General features: G+C 59.6%; 12 protein-coding genes. 4 read left to right on the top strand and 8 right to left on the bottom strand.

Annotated features, from left to right (window positions below; genetic code table 11):
- Window positions 1-193: 193 nt before the first annotated feature.
- From moaA to CKW20_RS23140, 8 genes are all read right to left on the bottom strand, one after another.
- Window positions 194-1,186 (bottom strand): GTP 3',8-cyclase MoaA, encoded by a 993-nt coding sequence (moaA, locus tag CKW20_RS23175; protein WP_095054975.1) that lies wholly within the window; start codon window positions 1,184-1,186, stop codon window positions 194-196.
- Window positions 1,187-1,211: 25 nt separating this feature from the next.
- Entirely contained in the window at window positions 1,212-2,171 is a 960-nt protein-coding gene (locus CKW20_RS23170) for a peptidylprolyl isomerase (RefSeq protein ID WP_095054974.1), read from the bottom strand.
- A 10-nt stretch (window positions 2,172-2,181) separates the two neighbouring features.
- Complete coding sequence (gene narI, locus CKW20_RS23165) at window positions 2,182-2,862, bottom strand: respiratory nitrate reductase subunit gamma (RefSeq protein ID WP_095054973.1); 681 nt, start codon at window positions 2,860-2,862, stop codon at window positions 2,182-2,184.
- Window positions 2,855-3,610 (bottom strand): nitrate reductase molybdenum cofactor assembly chaperone, encoded by a 756-nt coding sequence (gene narJ / locus CKW20_RS23160; protein ID WP_038982853.1) that lies wholly within the window; start codon window positions 3,608-3,610, stop codon window positions 2,855-2,857. Before narJ ends, narI begins: the two co-directional genes overlap by 8 nt.
- 2 nt (window positions 3,611-3,612) lie before the next feature.
- A complete protein-coding gene (narH, locus tag CKW20_RS23155) occupies window positions 3,613-5,151 on the bottom strand; it encodes a nitrate reductase subunit beta (protein ID WP_095054972.1) in 1,539 nt (512 codons plus the stop codon).
- A gap of 1 nt (window position 5,152) precedes the next feature.
- Complete coding sequence (locus CKW20_RS23150; RefSeq protein WP_095054971.1) at window positions 5,153-8,926, bottom strand: nitrate reductase subunit alpha; 3,774 nt, start codon at window positions 8,924-8,926, stop codon at window positions 5,153-5,155.
- Between the two features lie 70 nt (window positions 8,927-8,996).
- Window positions 8,997-10,394, bottom strand: a complete 1,398-nt coding sequence (locus tag CKW20_RS23145) for a NarK family nitrate/nitrite MFS transporter (protein WP_095054970.1) — start codon at window positions 10,392-10,394, stop codon at window positions 8,997-8,999.
- On the bottom strand, window positions 10,372-11,676 hold the full coding sequence (locus CKW20_RS23140) for a nitrate/nitrite transporter (protein WP_095054969.1): 1,305 nt from the start codon (window positions 11,674-11,676) through the stop codon (window positions 10,372-10,374). Before CKW20_RS23140 ends, CKW20_RS23145 begins: the two co-directional genes overlap by 23 nt.
- A 304-nt stretch (window positions 11,677-11,980) precedes the next feature.
- Here CKW20_RS23140 and CKW20_RS23135 point away from each other — a divergent pair, with 304 nt between their 5' ends.
- The 4 genes from CKW20_RS23135 (at window position 11,981) to CKW20_RS23120 (ending at window position 15,658) form a co-directional block, all read left to right on the top strand.
- On the top strand, window positions 11,981-13,783 hold the full coding sequence (locus CKW20_RS23135; RefSeq protein ID WP_095054968.1) for a HAMP domain-containing protein: 1,803 nt from the start codon (window positions 11,981-11,983) through the stop codon (window positions 13,781-13,783).
- Complete coding sequence (gene narL / locus CKW20_RS23130; protein WP_095054967.1) at window positions 13,780-14,427, top strand: two-component system response regulator NarL; 648 nt, start codon at window positions 13,780-13,782, stop codon at window positions 14,425-14,427. The genes CKW20_RS23135 and narL overlap by 4 nt, the downstream gene beginning before the upstream one ends.
- A gap of 86 nt (window positions 14,428-14,513) precedes the next feature.
- Window positions 14,514-15,188, top strand: coding sequence for a Crp/Fnr family transcriptional regulator (locus CKW20_RS23125; RefSeq protein ID WP_095054966.1), 675 nt, complete (start codon window positions 14,514-14,516; stop codon window positions 15,186-15,188).
- Between the two features lie 74 nt (window positions 15,189-15,262).
- Entirely contained in the window at window positions 15,263-15,658 is a 396-nt protein-coding gene (locus CKW20_RS23120) for a putative zinc-binding protein (protein WP_095054965.1), read from the top strand.
- Window positions 15,659-15,890 lie beyond the last annotated feature (232 nt).

Here is a 15,890-nt window from a genome sequence, read left to right as displayed (position 1 = left end):
AAAGGACTGATCTGCAATTGATCGATATCAAGATTTGGCGGTGAATCTGTGACAAGCGCGGGTCCCATGTGGGAGCGGGCTTGCCCGCGAAGAGGCCATCACATCCAACATCAATGTTGACTGATAGACCGCCATCGCGGGCAAGCCCGCTCCTACATGGATTGGTTGTATTTTTTGAATCGTGCAAGACAGCTCAACCGCCACTCATGTTCATGAACCGCACAATCTGCACCTCCCCTTCGGGGCTGAAGTCGTGGCGCAATGGCTTGCCGCGCAACGCCTTCTGCACCGCATTGATCACGGGTTGGTCATCCAGCGGATAACGCCGCAGCAATCCTCTTAAATCCAGCGCGTCCTCCTGCCCCAGACAAAGCAACAGCTTCCCTTCAACAGTCATCCTCACCCGATTACAGCTGCCACAGAAGTTGTGACTGTTGGGTGAAATGAAACCGATCCGGGTATCGGGATGGCGTTCCAGGCGCACGTAGCGCGCCGGTCCGCCGCTGTTTTCAGTGCTGTCGAGTAACCGATGTTGGCTGGCGATCAGTGTCCGTACCTCGTCACTGGAACAAAACGATTCGCCCCGGGAACGACCGACCTCGCCCAAGGGCATTTCTTCGATGAAACTGATATCGATGCGCTGATCGATGGCGTATTGCACCAACGCTGGCACCTCATCAAAGTTGCGCCCTTTCATCACCACGCAGTTGAGTTTGATCCGCTCGAACCCCGCGTCCCGCGCCGCTTCAATGCCGCCCAGCACTTGATCGAGATCACCGTTGCGAGTGATCGCGCGAAACTTCTGCCCGTCCAGACTATCGAGGCTGATGTTCATCCGCTTGACCCCCGCCTCCGCCAATGGCCGGGCCAGACGGCCCAGTTGCGAGCCGTTGCTGGTCATCACCAGTTCGCGCAAACCGGGCAGCGCGGCGATGTTGCGGCACAGTTCGACGATGCCCGGACGAATCAGCGGTTCGCCGCCGGTGAGGCGAATTTTGCGTACGCCCAACCCGACGAACAACGTTGCCAGACGCTGTAATTCCTCCAGCGTGAGCACCTGCTGACGCGGCAGGAAGGTCATGTTTTTCGCCATGCAATACACACAGCGAAAATCACAACGGTCCGTCACCGACATCCGCAGATAATCGATCTGCCGTCCAAAACCATCCTGCATGACAGCGTTCATCACATCTCCCGGTTTGTCTCGATGCTCACTGCACCAGCGGTGAATCGGCGCCCTGCAAGTGGATGCCGCGAATATCCGCCGCACCGATCAGGGTTTGCAGGTACTGCACCAGCGCTTTTTGCCAGACGCCTTGCTGCAACTGCGTGCGAATCGCCGTCGACACCACTTCATAGGGCAACGGCATGCCTTCGATCCGCTGATCGACACTGACCACATGCCAGCCGTAGCGACTTTCCAGCGGTTTGCTGGCCAGGCCCGGCGCCAGAGTGAACAGCTGACGTTCCAGTTCGGGCACGGTCTGGCCCTTGCTGATTTGCCCCAAAGAACCGCCCTGAGCCTTCGACGGGCAGGCCGAATATTTCACCGCCAGCTCAGCAAAACTACCGGGGAAATCCGCCAACCGCTGTAGCAGAATTTCAGCCTGATCACGCGCAAGGGCGCGCGCCTCGATATCGTCCGGCGCACATTCGAGCAGGATGTGCCGAACCGCCAGCAACGGCGCACTGTGAAAGCGCCCGCGATTGTTTTCGTAGTAACGAAGACTGGTCTCCTCGTCGCACTGGGGCACCTGCACTTCACGTTCGAGCAACAAGCGCGTGGCCGCTTCTTCTTCGTTCTCGCCGGCACCAATCTCCATCGACACGCCGAGTTCGGCAATGCGCTGCTGCAACAACTCGCGGATCACCAATGCCCTGGCGGCCAGATAGACCGCTTCCTCGCGGCTTTCGGCCGGGTGATATTGCAGCTCCTGGGCCATCGCTTCCGGGGTGATCGACACCTCGTTGACGCTGATGATCGGCCACTCCTGCTCGCTGCTGGCGATCAACTGCGCCGGGGCGTCATCGGCAGCCGTCGGCTCAACCGGGAGTGCTTCAAACTGCGCCTCTGCGACCGGCGCGATGTCGAGAACATCCTCGGCTTTTTTGGAAGAACCGCAGCCACCGCTGCCACCGTTACCACCACCACATCCACATCCACCTGACATGATTTTCTCCTCAGACTTTCTGCCGAACGATTTGATAACGGCGTCCCAGGTACCCGACCGGTGCACTGACGATGTGTACGAGACGGGTGAAGGGGAACAGCACGAACAGAGTCAAACCGAGAAACACGTGCAGCTTGTAGATCAGCCCGACCGGCGCGATGGCCGCCGCCGCTTCCATCGGCCGCAACAGCACGGTGTTCTGCGCCCAATCGGCGAGCATCACCATTACCGAGCCATCCATGTGCGCGGTGGACGCCGCAATTGTCAGCAGACCCAGCAGCAATTGCGCCAACAGCACCAGCAGAATCAGGATGTCCGAAGGGTTGGAGGTGGCCCGTACCCGAGGATCGGTGAGACGCCGCTTGACCAGCATCAGCAAGCCAATCAGGCACAACAGGCCGAAGAACCCACCGGAGACCATTGCCAGCAACTGCTTGTTCTCAGTGCTGATCACATGGTGATAAACCGACGCTGGCATCAGCAGCCCGACGAAGTGCCCGGCCAGCACGAACAGCACACCGATATGGAACAAGTTGCTCGCCACGCGCATGCCGCGTTGGTTGAGCATCTGGCTCGAACCTGCCTTCCAGCTGTATTGCGACAGGTCGAAGCGTGCCCAACTGCCGATCAGGCAAATGGCCAAAGCGACGTAGGGATAGATCCCGAATAACAACAGATTCCATTTAGACATTACCGACCTCCTTGGCTGGCGCGGCGGCCAACCCTTCATGCTGAAAATCCACCCAGTGCAACGGCACCGCGCTTTCTTCCCGAGCCTTGCCCGGTGCGCTTGGCAGTCCGCTGCAACGGTCCTGCTGTTCGGCCTGGAGAAAGTCCACGGCCTCCTCTTCCCAAATCTTGTCGAGGGCTTCGAGGGAGTCGTCGCGCGGTTCCGCCGCCACCTGCGCGCGCAGGTCGGCCACCGCCTGATGCGGTTCGGCCCCGGCGATTTGCAGCAGCGCGCGGAAGCAACTGGCATAGGCGCTTTCGCGCTCTTCCAGGCGTGCGGCGAGCAAGGCCAGCAAGTGCGAAACATCCGCCAGGCCCTCGCGGGCCTCGATGTCTTCGCGGGTGGACAGGAACTCCAGGTACAGCGGGATATAGTCCGGCAGCTCTTTGACGCCGATGGCAAAACCGGCTTCTTCGTATTGCGCCATCATGTCGACCATCGCCTGACCACGGTCGCGGGACTCGCCATGCACATGTTCAAACAACAGCAACGACAGCGAGCGACCTCGGCCAAACAGCGCACCGTAGTGCTCCTGCCCGTCCATCAGGTCATTGGCGCAGATCAGCTCGAGCAATTCGAACAACGCGCCGCGCTGTTTAGGGCTGATTTCCCGTGACTGGATAATCGCTTGCTCCAGTTCGTCGCGACCGCCAATCAGCGTCTCAGTCGGGTAATCGAGCAGCAGCGAAATCACTTTGAGAATTTGCATGCTCATTCCTCCCACAACTGGACGGTTTTCAGGATGTCGCGTCGGTTGGCTTTCTTCGCACCGAACATGTTGGTGTCGGAACTGCCGCTGCAGCCGCTGCCGAAACTGAAGCCGCAACCGGAGCGCTCGGCAAAGGCATCGCTCATGGCGTCTTCACGGTGCGCGCTCGGTACCACAAAGCGGTCTTCATAGTTGGCAATCGCCAGGTAGCGATACATCTCCTCGACCTGGGCCACACTCAAGCCGACATCCTTGAGCACTTGCAGGTCCTGAACGCCATCCACTTGCTCGGAACGTTTGTAGGCGCGCATCGCCAGCAATCGTTTAAGCGCACGCTTGACCGGTTTTTCATCGCCCGCCGTCAGCAGGTTCGCCAGGTACTTCAGTGGAATACGCAGGCTGTCGACGTCCGGGATCACCCCGTTCATACCGACGGTGCCAGCAGTGGCGGCGTTTTGAATCGGCGACAGTGGCGGTACGTACCAAACCATCGGCAAGGTGCGGTATTCCGGGTGCAGCGGCAGTGCGAGTTTCCAGTCCACGGCCATTTTGTAGACCGGCGAACGTTGGGCGGAATCGATCACCGACTGCGGTACGCCATCGGCCAGAGCCTGACGAATCACTGCCGGGTCATTCGGATCGAGGAAAATCTCCAGTTGTTTCTCGTACAGGTCTTGCTCATTGGCGGTGCTCGCCACCTCGCTGATGCGGTCGGCGTCATACAGCAGCACACCGAGGTAACGGATACGTCCGACACAGGTTTCGGCGCAAACAGTCGGCATCCCGGCTTCGATACGCGGGTAGCAGAAGATGCACTTCTCGGACTTGCCGCTTTTCCAGTTGAAATAGATCTTCTTGTACGGGCAGCCGCTGATGCACATCCGCCAGCCACGGCATTTTTCCTGGTCGATCAGGACGATGCCGTCTTCTTCGCGCTTGTAGATCGCCCCGCTCGGGCACGATGCCGCGCACGCCGGGTTCAGGCAGTGCTCGCACAGGCGCGGCAAATACATCATGAAAGTGTTTTCATACTCGCCGTAAATGTCCGCCTGAATCTTGTCGAAGTTCTTGTCCTTACGACGCTTGGCGAATTCGGTGCCGAGGATCTCTTCCCAGTTCGGGCCCCACTCGATTTTTTCCATGCGCTTGCCGGAGATCAGCGAACGCGGGCGCGCAGTGGGCTGGTGCTCGCCCAGCGGCGCGGTGTGCAGGTGCTGGTAATCGAAGTCGAACGGTTCGTAGTAATCGTCGAGGCTCGGCAGGTCCGGGTTGGCGAAAATATTCGCCAACACGCGGAATTTACCGCCAATGCGCGGGTTGATCGTGCCGTTGGCATTGCGGATCCAGCCGCCCTTCCACTTGTCCTGGTTTTCCCATTCTTTCGGGTAACCGATACCGGGTTTCGATTCGACGTTGTTGAACCAGGCGTATTCCATACCTTCGCGGCTGGTCCAGACGTTCTTGCAGGTAATCGAACAGGTGTGGCAACCGATGCACTTGTCCAGGTTCAGCACCATGCCGATTTGTGAGCGAATCTTCATCTCAGTTCTCCTCGATATCGGTCGGCAGTGGGCGCGGCAGGTCATCGCCACTTGAACCATCGAGCCAGTCGACTTTGGACATTTTGCGCACCACGACAAATTCATCGCGGTTGCAACCGACCGTGCCGTAATAGTTGAAACCGTAGGCCTGCTGGGCATAGCCGCCGATCATGTGGGTCGGCTTGAGCACGACGCGGGTGACCGAGTTGTGGTGGCCGCCACGGGTCTTGGTGGTTTCCGAACCGGGCACGTTCACGATCCGTTCCTGTGCGTGATACATCATCACCATGCCGTCCTTGACGCGCTGGCTGACCACCGCCCGGGCGGTCAGTGCACCGTTGACGTTGAAGCATTCGATCCAGTCGTTGTCCTCGATGCCGGCGCTTTTCGCGTCGTTCTCCGAGAGCCAGACAATCGGCCCGCCACGGCTGAGGGTGAGCATCAGCAGGTTGTCGCTGTAGGTGCTGTGGATGCCCCACTTCTGGTGCGGAGTGATCCAGTTCAGGACGATTTCCTTGTGGCCGTTGCTGCGCTTGCCTTTCACCCCTTCGATGGTGCGGGTGTTGACGGGCGGCCGATAACTCATCAATTGCTCGCCGAACGCCTGCATCCACGGGTGATCCTGGTAGAACTGCTGGCGACCGGTGATGGTGCGCCATGGGATCCCTTCGTGAACGTTGGTGTAGCCGGCGTTGTAGCTGACATGATCGTCTTCGAGACCTGACCAGGTTGGGCTGGAAATGATCTTGCGTGGCTGGGCCTGAATGTCGCGGAAGCGAATCGCCTCGTGGGCCTTGGACAGCGCCAGGTGGCTGTGGTCAATACCGGTGAACTCCGACAGCGCGGCCCAGGCTTTCACAGCGACCTGGCCGTTGGTTTCCGGGGCCAGGGACAGAATCACTTCAGCAGCATCGATCGCCGTGTCGATTTTCGGCCGACCATGGCTGATCCCGGCAGTTCCTTCGCGGTGATTGAGCGCACCGAGGAATTTCACTTCGGCGTCGGTGTTCCAGTTGATGCCCTTGCCACCGTTGCCGTGTTTTTCCAGCAATGGCCCGAGGGACGAGAACTGTTTGTAGATGTTCGGATAGTCACGCTCCACCACATGCAGGTTCGGCGCGTTCTTGCCTGGCTCCGGGGCCACGCCGGCACTTTTCCAGTCGGTGCCGCCAAACGGTTGGGCCAGTTCGCCGACGCTGTCGTGCATCAGCGGGATAGTCACCAAGTCCTTCTCAACGCCCAGATGCCCTTCGGCCATGCTGGAAAACGCCTTGGCGATGCCCTTGTAGATTTCCCAGTCGGAACGCGATTCCCACGCCGGGTCGATGGCGGCCGACAATGGGTGAATGAACGGGTGCATGTCCGAGGTGTTCATGTCGTCTTTTTCGTACCAGGTCGCGGTCGGCAAGACGATGTCGGAATAGACGCAGGTCGAGGACATGCGGAAGTCCAGCGTGGTGACCAGATCGAGCTTGCCGATGGCGCCCTCGTCCACCCATTCGGCTTCTTCGGGTTTGCAGTCGCCGACCTGGCCGATGTCTTCGTTCATCACCCCGTTCTTGGTACCGAGCAAGTACTTGAGCATGTACTCGTGGCCCTTGCCCGAGGAGCCCAGCAGGTTGGAACGCCAGATGAACATGTTGCGCGGGAAGTTGACCGGGCTGTCCGGCTGTTCGCAGGAGAAGCGCAGCGAACCGTCCTGCAGCGACTTGACCACGTAGTCTTTCGGGTCCATGCCGGCCGCAGCAGCGTCGCGGCAAATGTGCAAAGGGTTAGTGTTGAGTTGCGGTGCGCTGGGCAACCAGCCGGCGCGTTCGGCGCGGATGTTGTAGTCCAGGGCATGTTCGGGAAATTGTGATTTATCGGCCAATGGCGAGAGCACGTCGTGCATGCTCATCTTCTCGTGGCGCCATTGCGAACTGTGGGCGTAGAAGAAGCTGGTGCCGTTCATTTGGCGAGGCGGACGGTTCCAGTCCAGGCCGAACGCCAGTGGCAGCCAGCCGCATTGCGGACGGAGTTTTTCCTGGCCGACGTAGTGCGCCCAACCGCCACCAGTCTGACCGACACAGCCGCAGAGCATGAGCATGTTGATCAGCCCGCGGTAGTTCATGTCCATGTGGTACCAGTGGTTCATCGCCGCGCCGACGATGATCATCGAGCGACCCTTGGTCTTGTCGGCGTTGTCGGCGAACTCCCGGGCAATCTGGATGGCTTTCTCGCGGCTGACGCCGGTGATCTGCTCCTGCCAGGCAGGGGTGCCGGGCACCGAGGCGTCGTCGTAATCCTTGGCCACGTTAGCGCCACCGAGGCCGCGATCGATGGCCAGGTTGGCTGCCGACAGGTCGAACACGGTGGCGACTTTGGCCACGCTGCCGTCCGCCAGCACCACGTTATGCACTGGCACGCGACGGTATTGCACGGCATCGCCGGCCACGTGCTGGAAATGCTCGTGGGACTCGCCGGCAAAATACGGGAACGCCACTTCGGCAACGTCATCGCCGATCAGGCTCAGCTTCAGATCGATCTCACGGCCTTCGCCACCTTCACGCGGCAGGATGTTCCACTTGCCCTTCTCGCCCCAGCGATAACCGATGGCGCCTTGCGGAGAAACCAGTTCACCGCTGACGTCCAGGGCGATGGTTTTCCATTCCGGGTTGTTTTCCTGGCCGAGGTTGTCGGTCAGGTCGCTGGCGCGCAGGAAGCGGTCCGGCTGATAACCGGCACCGGGTGCCTTGTCGACCATTTGCTTGAGCAGCACCAGCACCGGCAAATCGGTGAAGCGCTTGGCGTAGTCGGTGAAATAGGCGCTCGGCTTGTCCAGGTGGAATTCTTTGAAGATCACATGGTTGAACGCCTGGGCCAGCGCCGCATCGGTGCCTTGTTTAGGGTTCAGCCACAGGTCGGTGAGCTTGGCGACTTCCGAGTAGTCCGGGGTGATCGCCACCGTCTTGGTGCCCTTGTAGCGGACTTCGGTAAAGAAGTGCGCGTCGGGGGTACGGGTCTGCGGGACGTTGGAGCCCCAGGCAATGATGTAGTTGGAGTTGTACCAGTCGGCCGATTCCGGCACGTCGGTCTGCTCGCCCCAGACCATCGGCGAGGCTGGTGGCAAGTCGCAGTACCAGTCGTAGAAACTCAGGCACGCGCCGCCGATCAGCGACAGGTAACGCGAGCCTGCGGCGTAGCTGACCATCGACATGGCCGGAATCGGCGAGAAACCGACGATCCGGTCGGGGCCGTATTGCTTGATGGTGTAGACGTTGGACGCGGCAATGATCTCGTTGACTTCCTCCCAGTTGGAGCGAATGAAACCACCCATGCCGCGCTTGCTTTTATAAGATTCGGCCTTGACCTTGTCCTCGACAATGCTCGCCCAGGCTTCCACCGGTGCCATGGTCTGCCGTGCCTCGCGCCAGAGTTTGAGCAAAGGCTTGCGGATCTTCGGGTACTTGAGCCGGTTGGCGCTGTAGATGTACCAGCTGTAACTGGCGCCACGCGGGCAACCGCGCGGTTCGTGGTTGGGCAGATCATTGCGGGTGCGCGGGTAGTCGGTCTGCTGGGTTTCCCAGGTGATCAGGCCGTTTTTGACGTAGATTTTCCACGAGCACGAGCCGGTGCAGTTCACCCCATGGGTGGAGCGCACGATCTTGTCGTACTGCCAGCGCGAACGGTAGACGTTCTCCCAGTCGCGCGATTCTTTGTGAGTCTCTCCATGTCCATCGGAAAACTCGTTTTGCTTGCGATTGAAAAACCGCAATTGATCCAGTAAATGACTCACGGTGTAGTCCTCTCAGGCTTTGCTGCGGGGTTCTGTGCCCCGCCCACGCAATGGTTGGATTCGGGTCGGCTTAGCAGGGGGTTGCGGCGCCTTTGCGCGCGTACCACCACCAGGTCACCACGATGCAGCTCAGGTAAAAGCCGACGAACATGTAGAAGGCCATCTCCGGGCCGCCGGTCTGGGCCATCGAAGTGCCGAAGGATTTGGGAATGAAGAACGCACCGAAGGCGCCCATGGCCGAACTGAAGCCCAGGACCGCAGCTGATTCCTTGCCGGCATCCTTGAGCGCTTGTTCGCGCACTGCCGGTGGTTTTCCGGCCGAGGCTTTTTCGTGCTGGGTGCGGAAGATCACCGGGATCATCCGGAAGGTGGAGCCGTTGCCCACGCCGGTGGTGATGAACAGCAGCATGAACAGGCCGAGGAAGCCGTAGAAGTTGCCGCCGGTACCGTTCTGCGGCAGGAAGTGCATCACGCCGAAGACCATCGCGATCATTGCCACGAAGTTCCACAAGGTCACTTTCGCGCCACCGAGCTTGTCGGCCAGCCAGCCACCCAATGGACGGACCAGCGCACCCACCAACGGGCCGAGGAAGGCGAACTTCAAGGCAATCACGTCAGGAAAGGAGGTTTTGATCAGCAGCGGAAACGCCGCGGAAAAACCGATGAACGAACCGAAGGTTGCCAGGTACAACCAGCACATCAGCCAGTTGTGTTTGCGTTTGAAGATGACAGCCTGTTCGCTGAACGAGGCCCGGGCACTGGACAGGTCATTCATGCAGAACCAGGCCAGTACCGTCACCAGGACAATAAACGGCACCCAGATGAAACCGGCGTTCTGCAGCCACAACTGACCGCCGTCCGGCAACGCTTGCGACGAGCCGCCCATGAAGCCGAACACACCGAAGGTAATCACCAGCGGCACACAGAACTGCATCACCGAGACGCCCAGGTTGCCTAGGCCAGCATTGAGGCCCAGGGCTGTGCCCTGCTGCGACTTGGGATAGAAGAAGCTGATGTTTGACATGCTCGAGGCAAAGTTGCCGCCACCGAAACCGCAGAGCAAGGCAATCACAACAAACACGCTGTATGAGGTGCTTGGGTCCTGCACGGCGAAGCCCATCCAGATCGATGGCAGCAACAGCGACGCGGTGCTCAGGGCGGTCCAGCGCCGGCCGCCGAAGATCGGCACCATAAAGGAATAAAAAACCCGCAAGGTCGCACCGGACAGCCCCGGCAACGCCGCCAGCCAGAACAGCTGGTCGGTGGTGAAGGTGAAGCCGATGGCGTTCAAACGCACAATCACCGTGCTCCAGACCATCCACACCGCAAAGGCCAATAACAGTGCAGGAATGGAAATCCACAAGTTGCGAGTGGCGGTCTGTTTGCCGCTACTTCCCCAGAACGCGGGGTCCTCGGGGCGCCAGTCATGAATGACCGGGCCTTTGTCAGGCTTTTGCAGAACGGACATGTTCTTCTCCTTGGGCAATGCTGGAAATCGGGGACGGGGTCAGCAGCGGCGCTTTACCCAGCACCGGGCTTTTGCGTATTTCGGTGAAGTACATCCAGGTGAGGGAGACCCAGACCACGCCGTACATCAACATGAAGCAGGAAGAGCGCACGCCGGTGAGGTCCACCAGGGCGCCGAACAGGATCGGCAGCACGAAACCACCCAGGCCACCGGCGAGGCCGACGATGCCGGACACCGCGCCCATGTTTTTCGGGTAGTCATTGGCGATGTATTTGAAGACCGAGGCCTTGCCGAACGCGAAGGCGATGCCCATGACGAACAGCAGCACGGTGAACAACGCGGGGCTCAGGCCAATGTGGAAATCCACCGGGCCGTCGATGGTCTGCACTTGCAGTTGGGTCTGGGGATACGAGAGCAGGAACAGGCAGATCCAGCTGACCCACAACACCCACCAGGTCACGCTTTGCGCACCCCAGCGATCCGACATCCAGCCGCCAACGGCGCGCAATACTCCACCGGGCAGGGAGAAACAGGCTGCCAGCAGCGCCGCGCTTTGCAGGCTGAAACCGTATTCCTGCACGTAGTACTTGGTCATCCACAGTGCCAGGGCGACGTAGCCGCCGAAGACGATCGAGTAGTACTGGCAGTAGCGCCACACCGCAGGGTCTTTCAGCGAGCGCAATTGCTCACGCAAACTGGCGCCGGAGGCACTGCGGTGGTCCTTGTTTTCGGCACTGAGAAACCAGAATGAGAGCGCGGTGATAAAGAGGATCGCGCTGAAAACTTTCGGCACCAGCTGCCAACTGCCGGCCGCAATCAGTGCCGGCGCGAGAAACTTGGTCACCGCAGCCCCGGCGTTACCGGCGCCGAAGATGCCCATGGCGAAGCCTTGGTTCTCCTTGTCGAACCATTTGGCGACGTAGGCAATTCCCACGGAAAACGAGCCGCCGGCCAGGCCGACGAACAAACCCAGCACCAGGAACTGCCAGTAGGCGGTGGCATGGCTGATCAGATACAGCGGTGCGACGCAGGCCAGCATCAGCAAAAAGAACACACTGCGCCCGCCAAAACGGTCGGTCAGCAAACCCAGCGGCAAACGCACCAACGAACCGGTCAGCACCGGGGTCGCGGCCAGCAGGCCGAATTGGGTTTCGTTGAGCTGGAGCAGTTCCTTGATCGGCACCCCGAGCACGGCAAACATCATCCAGACCATGAAGCACACAGTGAAGGCCAGCGTGCTCATGCCCAGCACCAAGCCTTGTCGTACACGGGGTTGGGTCACAAATGCTCTCCAGTCAGTCAGCCATGCCGGCAGACTAGAGAGGCGAACCCCGCAAAAACTTGACCCAGGTCAACGAACGCCATGGGGGCCTAAGCCTATGCTTGCACTGCCTACCTCCAAGGAGGTAGTGCAAGAAAACCTTAAAAACCTTTATTTATCAGCCTCTTAATGGTTTTAACCCACGCTTTTGCTGACAAGGAACAGTCGACAACTCTTTAGAGGTAGCGCGCCTGGATCGGCGGCAAAACCACACGCTGGAACATTGCATGCTCTGTTTTCTTATTTATTGCCCGGACCTGCGCCGATGATGCGCTGGTTGCGCAGCTCCCTGCCCGCTCGCGCCGGGCTGGCGGTGATCCTGATCGCCGTGCTGGCACTCGCCAGTTCATTGAGCGCCGGGCTGATCGCCTGGTTCAGCCAGGGCGATGCCGCTGCCATCAACACCGCAGGCTCGGTGCGCATGGAGACCTATCACCTGAGCTGGAAACTCGCCGCGGGTGCAACGCCCTCAGAAATCGTCGCCATTACCGACAGCCTGCAAACCCGTCTCACCAGCCAGTCACTCAAGGCCGTGCTGGAAGATGGCCCGACCGCCGCCCTGCAAATCAGCTATGGGCAAATCCAGCAACAATGGAACGAGGATTTACGCCCGGCACTTGAGCGCGGCGATGCGGCTGCCTTTCAAGTCAAGGCTCATTCCTTCGTTGAGCAACTGAACCAGTTCGTCGATCTGTTGCAGCGCCAAAGCGAACAAAAGCAAGGCTGGCAACAGGCGATCCAGGGTCTGGCCCTGTTCACCACCATGATTGTCCTGCTGATCGGGTTGTACGAGTTGCAGTACGGTGTCGTCACGCCCCTCAAGGAGTTGGTGGACGCAACCCAGCGCTTTCGTCGCGGTGACTTCAAGGTGCGGGTCAACCATCAGTCCCAGGACGAACTGGGCCAGTTGGCCACGAGTTTCAACACCATGGCCGAGACGATCGAAGAGTCGCATCGCACCCTGGAAAGTCAGGTCCAACAAAAAACCCTGAACCTGCAGCAAGCCAACGCGGCCCTGGAATTGCTCTATCAAAGCAGCCGAAGCCTGGCCACACGCCTGGCCAATGCCGAAGGCCTGGATGAGTTGATCCGCCGCTTCCAGCAACGCCTGCCCGGCTTGCGTCTGTCGCTGTGTCTGCAGGGACAGCTGCAGGCACCGGCCCAGCAGTTGCTCGCCCTGCATGGCGCGAACATCCGGGAAGTCTGCGCCAGTAGCGACTGTGCCACGTGCCAGCGGCACCCTAAAACCAACCCGCAAATCTTCAGCATCAGCAACCAGGGCAGTGAACTGGGTGAGCTCAAGGCGCACTTTGTCGACGGGCACCCCATGCAAGCCTGGGAAACCCGGCTGATCCAGGCCCTGGCCAACCTGATTGGCACCTCGCTCTCGCTCAAGCGCCAACGGGAACAGGACCATCGCCTGCTGCTACTCGAAGAACGCACGATCATCGCCCGCGAGCTGCATGATTCACTGGCCCAGGCTCTGTCCTACATGAAGCTGCAAGTCAGCCGCATGCAGACCCTGATGCGCCGCGGCGAACCGGTCCAGACCCTGGAAACCGTCACCGCCGAATTACGCGAGGGGCTGAACAACGCCTATCGCCAGTTACGCGAGTTGCTGACCACTTTTCGCTTGCAGATTCACGACGCGGGGCTGGTGCAGGAACTCAAGGACACGGCCGAGGAGTTCTCCCGTCGAGGAGAGTTTCAAGTGCATCTGCACGTCGACACGCTGGCCTTTGAGCTAACGGCCAGCGAACAAATCCACATTTTGCAGATCACCCGCGAGGCGCTCTCCAACTGCCTGCGCCACGCCCATGCGCAAAACGCCTGGCTGCAACTGCGCCAGGACGGCGAGACCGTCAGGCTATTGGTCGAAGACGACGGACGTGGGTTCGGCGGCAACATCGACCAACGCGAACACCACGGCCTGAACATCATGGATGAGCGGGCTCGCAGCTTGGGCGGCCAACTGCAGATATTTTCCAGGGAACCGCAAGGCACCCGTGTCCAACTGGAATTCCACCCGGAGTTTCTCGGGCAGCAAACAGAAGGTAGCGCCACATGAACCCGTCCCCGCAACACAGAATCCTGCTGGTAGACGATCACCCGATGATGCGTCACGGCATTCGCCAAATGCTCGAACTCGAAGATGATTTCCTGATCGTCGGCGAAGCCAGCCAGGGTGAAGAAGCACTCAGTCTCATTGAGCCGCTTCGACCGGATCTGGTCCTGCTCGACAACAACATGCCGCAAATGAATGGCATCGAAACCCTGCGCCGACTACGGGCCATGCACTACACCGGCAAAGTGCTGCTGTTTACGGTATCGGACGCCGAAGACGATATTCGCGATGCACTGCGCCTCGATGCCGACGGCTATCTGCTCAAAGACATGGAGCCCGAACTGTTGATTCAGTACATCCGGGATGCGCTGAACGGCGCGCTGGTGATCAGCCCGGGACTGACCCAAGTCATGGCGCAAGCACTGCGCGCTCCTGCGCGTCAAGCCGTGGTGGAACTGACCGAGCGTGAGCGCCAGGTGCTGAAAACCATCGCCAGCGGCTTCAGCAACAAGGTCATCGGGCACAAGCTGGGCATCACCGAAGGGACGGTCAAGGTTCACGTCAAGAATCTGCTGCACAAACTCGGCTTGCGTTCGCGGGTAGAGGCGGCGGTGTGGGCCATGGAGCATCTGCGCAGTGCAGGCTGACGAGCCTTCCTCTTTGGAGGTAGGCCTGTAGAGGCATAGGTCATCGAGCCTGCGCTCTCTACTATGACGGTCAGCGGAGGTACGCCATGCTGACTCACCCTTCCATCGTTTTAACGTTGCGCCGTCATCATCTGTTCAGCCAACTGCCGGAGAAAGTCTTCGAGGAAGTCTGCAGCCTGGCCATGCTCAAACGCCTGAGTTGTCATAGCACGCTCATGCACCAAGGGGATCCGGCCAGGCGTTTTTTCCTGCTGGTCAGCGGCCAGGTCAAGTTGTACCGGCTCACCGGCGAAGGTCAGGAGAACCTGGTGGAGATCATTCAGCCAGGCCAGACTTTTGCCGAAGCCTTGCTATTCAGCCAAGCCCGGCTCTACCCGGTGAGTGCCACCGCGCTGAAGGACAGCGTGCTGGTGAGCATCGACGGCAATCATTACCGCAATGCCCTGGAGGACCAGCCAAAAGTCTGCCTGGCCATCCTGGCGAGCATGAGCGTTCACCTGCACCTGCGTCTGCGCGACATCGATACCTTGACCATGGCCAGTGCGACCCGTCGGGTGATCAATTTTCTGTTCCAGGAGCGCCACCCGGTGACCGGCCAGATTGTCTTGCAGGTGTCCAAACGCCTGGTGGCGTCGAAGCTGGGGATTCAGCCGGAAACCTTTTCGCGGATTTTGCATCGTCTGGTGGAGTGCGGCCTGATCGCCATGGAGCGCCGCCATATCAGCGTCCTCGCTGAAGAGGAGCTGGCGGCTTTCCAATAGTCGGAATTGACCGTCATCAAGGCGCAATGCCATGCGCCTTGCACACTGGCAGAGTCCATCCACGGAGAGTGCAAATGCCCCGTTCATCCCTGCCTTTGGTTTACTCCTGCTCAGGTTGCTCCAACGTCGCCCAACTGGCCAATACCCTGGCCGTGCGACTGGATCGCAGCGGCCTGGCTGAAATGTCCTGCATCGTCGGTGTCGGCGGGCATGTGGCGGCGCTGGTCAACAAGGCACGCTCGGGGCGGCGGATTTTTGCGCTGGATGGTTGCCCGTTGCAATGCGTTGAAAACTGCTTGAAGCAGCATGGTCTGCACGCGGATGTGCATTTGATTCTTAGCCAATACGGGTTGCGCAAGCGCTATGGCGAGGACTGCACGGAGGCTCAGGGGGATGAGTTGTTTGAAGGGATCAAGCAGTTGATTGCCAGTGATGCTCGGCAGCATCACGCCTCTGAACTGATGGTTTGAGGGCAACGCAGATCAAATGTGGGAGCGAGCCTGCTCGCGATGGCGTCTTTTGGCTCAGTACATATCCATTCCTGCGGTAACGGCCACTATTGGTTTCGCTTTTACAGCCAGCCCTTTCAAGGTCTTCGTTTAGAATCCCCCCAAAACTCCAGTCAGGGTGACGAAAACGATGTGGGCAGAAGTTCTAGCGCGGTTTGAAAAAAAGGCACCGGCCAGTGTCATGGTCAAGTTG

Source organism: Pseudomonas sp. Irchel s3b2 (assembly GCF_900187445.1).
Lineage (GTDB): Bacteria > Pseudomonadota > Gammaproteobacteria > Pseudomonadales > Pseudomonadaceae > Aquipseudomonas.
Note: the sequence above shows the minus strand (reverse complement) of the source record. Positions and strands in the feature narration are given on the sequence as shown.

Excerpts from the sequence above, each read along its gene's own strand:
- moaA (WP_095054975.1), bottom strand. The coding sequence starts at position 1,186 with ATGAACGCTGTCATGCAGGATGGTTTTGGACGGCAGATCGATTATCTG.
- CKW20_RS23170 (WP_095054974.1), bottom strand. The coding sequence starts at position 2,171 with ATGTCAGGTGGATGTGGATGTGGTGGTGGTAACGGTGGCAGCGGTGGC.
- narI (WP_095054973.1), bottom strand. The coding sequence starts at position 2,862 with ATGTCTAAATGGAATCTGTTGTTATTCGGGATCTATCCCTACGTCGCT.
- narJ (WP_038982853.1), bottom strand. The coding sequence starts at position 3,610 with ATGCAAATTCTCAAAGTGATTTCGCTGCTGCTCGATTACCCGACTGAG.
- narH (WP_095054972.1), bottom strand. The coding sequence starts at position 5,151 with ATGAAGATTCGCTCACAAATCGGCATGGTGCTGAACCTGGACAAGTGC.
- CKW20_RS23145 (WP_095054970.1), bottom strand. The coding sequence starts at position 10,394 with ATGTCCGTTCTGCAAAAGCCTGACAAAGGCCCGGTCATTCATGACTGG.
- CKW20_RS23135 (WP_095054968.1), top strand. The coding sequence starts at position 11,981 with ATGATGCGCTGGTTGCGCAGCTCCCTGCCCGCTCGCGCCGGGCTGGCG.
- narL (WP_095054967.1), top strand. The coding sequence starts at position 13,780 with ATGAACCCGTCCCCGCAACACAGAATCCTGCTGGTAGACGATCACCCG.
- CKW20_RS23125 (WP_095054966.1), top strand. The coding sequence starts at position 14,514 with ATGCTGACTCACCCTTCCATCGTTTTAACGTTGCGCCGTCATCATCTG.
- CKW20_RS23120 (WP_095054965.1), top strand. The coding sequence starts at position 15,263 with ATGCCCCGTTCATCCCTGCCTTTGGTTTACTCCTGCTCAGGTTGCTCC.